This is a genomic window from Okeania sp. SIO2F4, from assembly GCF_010672385.1.
Classification (GTDB): Bacteria; Cyanobacteriota; Cyanobacteriia; order Cyanobacteriales; family Microcoleaceae; genus Trichodesmium.
In genome coordinates this window covers 1-4,297 of record NZ_JAAHGT010000844.1, presented here as the reverse complement: position 1 = coordinate 4,297, position 4,297 = coordinate 1, and the positions used below count along the sequence as shown (strand labels likewise).

Annotated in this window: 7 protein-coding genes; all 7 read left to right on the top strand. The window is 36.1% G+C overall.

What is annotated here, in order from left to right; genetic code table 11:
• The first annotated feature begins 155 nt into the window (after window positions 1-155).
• The gene (gene avd / locus F6K22_RS33700; RefSeq protein WP_293108414.1) at window positions 156-491 is read left to right on the top strand and encodes a diversity-generating retroelement protein Avd; all 336 of its coding nucleotides are present in this window, start codon (window positions 156-158) and stop codon (window positions 489-491) included.
• 20 nt (window positions 492-511) lie between these two features.
• Window positions 512-1,126, top strand: a complete 615-nt coding sequence (locus F6K22_RS33695) for a reverse transcriptase family protein (RefSeq protein WP_293108411.1) — start codon at window positions 512-514, stop codon at window positions 1,124-1,126.
• On the top strand, window positions 1,045-1,569 hold the full coding sequence (locus F6K22_RS33690) for an RNA-directed DNA polymerase (RefSeq protein ID WP_363274996.1): 525 nt from the start codon (window positions 1,045-1,047) through the stop codon (window positions 1,567-1,569). Before F6K22_RS33695 ends, F6K22_RS33690 begins: the two co-directional genes overlap by 82 nt.
• Window positions 1,570-1,662: 93 nt before the next feature.
• The gene (locus tag F6K22_RS33685) at window positions 1,663-1,875 is read left to right on the top strand and encodes a hypothetical protein (protein WP_293108408.1); all 213 of its coding nucleotides are present in this window, start codon (window positions 1,663-1,665) and stop codon (window positions 1,873-1,875) included.
• 555 nt (window positions 1,876-2,430) lie between these two features.
• Entirely contained in the window at window positions 2,431-3,924 is a 1,494-nt protein-coding gene (locus tag F6K22_RS33680; protein ID WP_293108406.1) for a RecQ family ATP-dependent DNA helicase, read from the top strand.
• Window positions 3,921-4,046 (top strand): hypothetical protein, encoded by a 126-nt coding sequence (locus F6K22_RS33675; RefSeq protein WP_293108403.1) that lies wholly within the window; start codon window positions 3,921-3,923, stop codon window positions 4,044-4,046. Before F6K22_RS33680 ends, F6K22_RS33675 begins: the two co-directional genes overlap by 4 nt.
• Window positions 4,025-4,297: RecQ family zinc-binding domain-containing protein (locus F6K22_RS33670; protein ID WP_293108402.1), on the top strand; the 273-nt coding region annotated here is incomplete at its 3' end. The genes F6K22_RS33675 and F6K22_RS33670, both read left to right, overlap by 22 nt.

Genomic DNA, 4,297 nt, shown 5'->3' with positions numbered 1-4,297 from the left:
TTCAAACTAAAAAGCGCAAACCTATAACAAAAACTGAGGAATATAGCGTTGGCGGAGTCTAGCGGCAGCTATATCACCTCTTAGACAACCATCCCCAAAACATTCTCTGAAGCACTCCCAAAAACTGATAACTGACCAAACCACTACTAAAAACAATGAACGAACTGTCAATTATTCAAAAAACCCATGACTTAATCATCTGGTATGTACCAATAATCAGCAGACTACCCAAAACTCACAAATATACAATCGGGAATAGAATGATTAACGGTTTATACAACTTTCTAGAATCCCTAATTATTGCCAAATATGCTTCAGAAAAACTCAACTTACTAAAATCTCTCAATCCTAAACTAGACGTAATTCGCTATCAAACCAGAATTCTTTTAGACTTCAAATTAATCAACAACAAAAGGTACGAATATGTCAGCCAACTAATCGACGAAATAAGCAAACAATTAGGAGGTTGGATTAAACAACAAAAAACCTAAAAATCCTCAAACCATCAAACATGAAAAGACACAAAAACCTATATCCCCAAATCATCAGCTTTGACAACCTCCTCCTCGCAGTAAAAAAATCCCTGAAAGGCAAAAAATATAAACACAACGTTCTAAAATTCAACTACAACCTAGAGTCAGAACTACTAAAACTTAAAACAGAATTAGAAACCAAAACCTATGAACCAAGAAAATATAAAACCTTCACAATTATCGACAGGAAACCAAGAATTATTTCCGCAGATCCCTACCGAGACCGAATCATTCATCACGCCCTGTGTAACATTATTATCCCCATCTTTAAAAAAACATTTATCCACGATACTTATGCCAATCTAATTAATTTCGGTACTCATAAAGCCTTGCGTCGCTTTACCAAATTTTCCCGTTCCAGTCGTTACATTCTACAATGCGACATAGTTAAATATTTTTCCAGCATCGATCATCAAATTCTCAAAGAAATTGTTCGTAGCAAAATTAAATGTCAAGACACCCTCTGGTTAATCGACAAAATTATTGATGGAAGTAACCAAAAAATTCCAGTATTAACTCATTTTCCCGGAGACGAGCTACTCACTTCAATAAACTGGAGAACTGGAGAAAAGGTTTACCTCTGGGAAACTTAACCAGTCAATTTTTCGCCAACTTATACTTAAATAACTTCGACCATTTAATCAAAGAAGAACTAAAAGTAAAAAAATATCTACGCTACGTCGATGACTTTGCCTTATTCTCAGACGACAAAGAATTTTTAGTCATTGCCAGACAAAAAATCGAAACATACCTAGCTAACCTCCGCCTCAAGATTCATCCAGTTAAAAGCAAATTATTTGAAATAAAAAAAGGAGCCACCTTTGTCGGTTTTCGAGTATTGCCAGACCGCATCAGAATACGTTCCGAAAATTTAAGAACAGCCAGAAAAAAATTCAGACAATTACAGATAGACTACCGACTGGGAAAAATAGAATCTAGCCAAATTCAAAAATCTCTACAAAGTTGGTTTGCTCATTTAGACCACGGCAATACCTGGCATTTGAAACAGAAAATATTAATATCTTTCAATTTCTGAAGCACTCAAAAAGCGATCGCCTCTCAGGCAACCATCAAAATTAAGCATTCCCGAAAAAAAACGAATCATTTTCTGAAGACTCCAAAAAAAGCATTGCCTCCCAGACAAGCAGCAATAAATCATTCTCTGAGCTACTCCCCAAAAAAACGGCGAGTCAACCAATCATTCTCTAAAGCACTCAATAAAAGCACCGCCTTCCAAACAACCATCAAAATCAAACATTCTCTGAAGCATTCAAAACTAGAAAAAACGGCGCGTCGAAAAAGTAATCGCTTCCCAGACAACCAAGCAATAATCATTCCCTGAAGCACTCATCCCCAAAAAAAGCGCGACGAAAAGTAATCGCTTTTCGGACAACCATCAAAATCAAACATTCTCTGAAGCACTCCAAAAAAACGGCGCGTCGAAAGTAGAATTAGGATTGCAATTTGAAATTAACTCTGATAGGATAATGTTAGATGGGTGAACTCGCCTATATACTAGATTTTTTATTCAACAAAAGAACTGACAGGCAAGATACCCATGGTAAACAATCAAAAGAACTGAAAAGCGATCGCTTCTCAGACAACCAGCAAAAAAACATTTTATGAAGCAACCAAAGAAAACAAGGCGTTGAAGGTAGGATCGGAATTGCATTATCCATCCCTGCATCTGTGGCTAAATCCTTGTGTACCGATCGCCTCCTAGGCAACCATCAAAAAACATTCTCTGAAGCACCCAAAAAAACAGCGCGTCGAAAGTAGGATTAAGGTTGCAATCTAAAATTAACTCTGATACAATAATATTAGGTGGGCTAATTCGCCTACGCACTAGACTTTTTATTCAACAAAAGAACTGGCAAGATGCCTGTGCTTCAATATAATGAAAAATCCACAACAAACATCCTGGAATAAAGTCAAAGAAACATTCAAAAAAATCTGGGGATACGATGATTTTCGACCCCCACAAGGAGAAATAATAAACTGCCTATTAACAGGAAAAGACGCCCTAATAATAATGCCAACCGGAGGCGGAAAATCAATATGCTTTCAACTTCCTGCCCTGCTACAAACAGGCTTAACATTAGTCATTTCTCCCCTAGTCGCACTAATGGAAAACCAAGTACAAGAACTAAGCGATCGTTCCCTACCTGCTGCCCTCCTCCACAGTCAACTTACCCCACAAAAAAAACGACAAACACTCCAAAAATTAGAACAAAATAAACTTAGATTACTTTACCTTTCTCCAGAAACATTATTCAACCAAAAAATCTGGAATTTACTATCTCAACCCCAGACAAAAATTAACGGTTTAATATTAGATGAAGCCCACTGCTTAGTACAATGGGGAGAAACATTTCGCCCTGCCTATAGACGTTTAGGAGCAGTCAGACCAGCACTAATAAAATCAAAACCACCAGGTACAAATATTGCCATTGCAGCATTCACAGCTACCGCCGATCCTCAAGCACAAAAAATTATTAAAACTACCCTACAACTACAAAACCCAAAACCATTTTTACTCAGCCCCTATCGAAATAATTTACATCTAAAAATTCAACATATTTGTACTCCCAGAAGTCGCCGTCAACAATTATTCAAATTTATCAAAGCCAGAGAAAAACAAGCTGGTTTAGTTTATGTGAGAACCAGAAAAGACAGTGAAAAATTAGTAGAAATATTACGAGAAAAAAATTATCAAACCACAGCTTATCATGCTGGTTTAAGTGCAGAAGAAAGACGACATATTGAGAAAATTTGGATAGGAGGAGAAATAAATTTTGTAGTCTGTACTTCTGCCTTTGGAATGGGAATAAATAAACCAGATGTACGGTGGGTAATACATTTTCAAGCACCATCACTTTTATCAGAATATATTCAAGAAGTTGGCAGGGGAGGTAGAGACGGAAAACCAGCAGAAGCTTTAACTTTAATTAGCGAACCGACTGGTTGGTTAGACCCAGAAGATAAACAGAGGCAAAAATTTTTAGCAGATAAATTGAAGTCGCAATATCAAGCAGCAGAAAAATTAATTAAGCAACTACCAACCACAGGAAATATTGATAGTTTGATAGATGAATTTCCTAATGGAGCGATCGCTCTATCTATTTTGCATTCTTCTGGAAAGTTAAGATGGCGCGACCCGTTTAACTATATTATTAATAAGTCTGGTAGTGGTAAAAAAGCATCTTTAAATTACAATTCAGGAGTTGAAGAAATGAATCAATATTTTTCTACTAGGAAATGTCGATGGCAGTTTTTGTTAGAAGCATTTGGTTTTTCTCAGGAAGCTCAAAATATGCGTTGCGGTCACTGTGATAATTGTATAAAGAAAGAAAAGTTTCTTGAAATTACAGTTCAGGAATTGAGGAAATGAATCAATATTTTTCTACTAGGAAATGTCGATGGCAATTTTTGTTAGAAGCATTTGGTTTTTCTCAGGAAGCTCAAAATATGTGTTGCGGTTACTGTGATCATTGTATAAATCAGGAAAAGTAGTTCTAAAATTTAGGTGGCGCGACCCGTTTAACTATATTATTAATAAGTCTGGTAATGGTAAAAAAGTTGCTTTAAATTACAGTTCAGGAGTTAAGGAAATGAATCAATATTTTTCTACTAGGAAATGTCGATGGCAGTTTTTATTACAAGCATTTGTTTTTTTTCAGGAAGCTCAAAATATGCGTTGCGGTCACTGTGATAATTGTATAAAGAAAGAAAAGTTTCTTGAAATTACAATTCAGGAGTTGAGG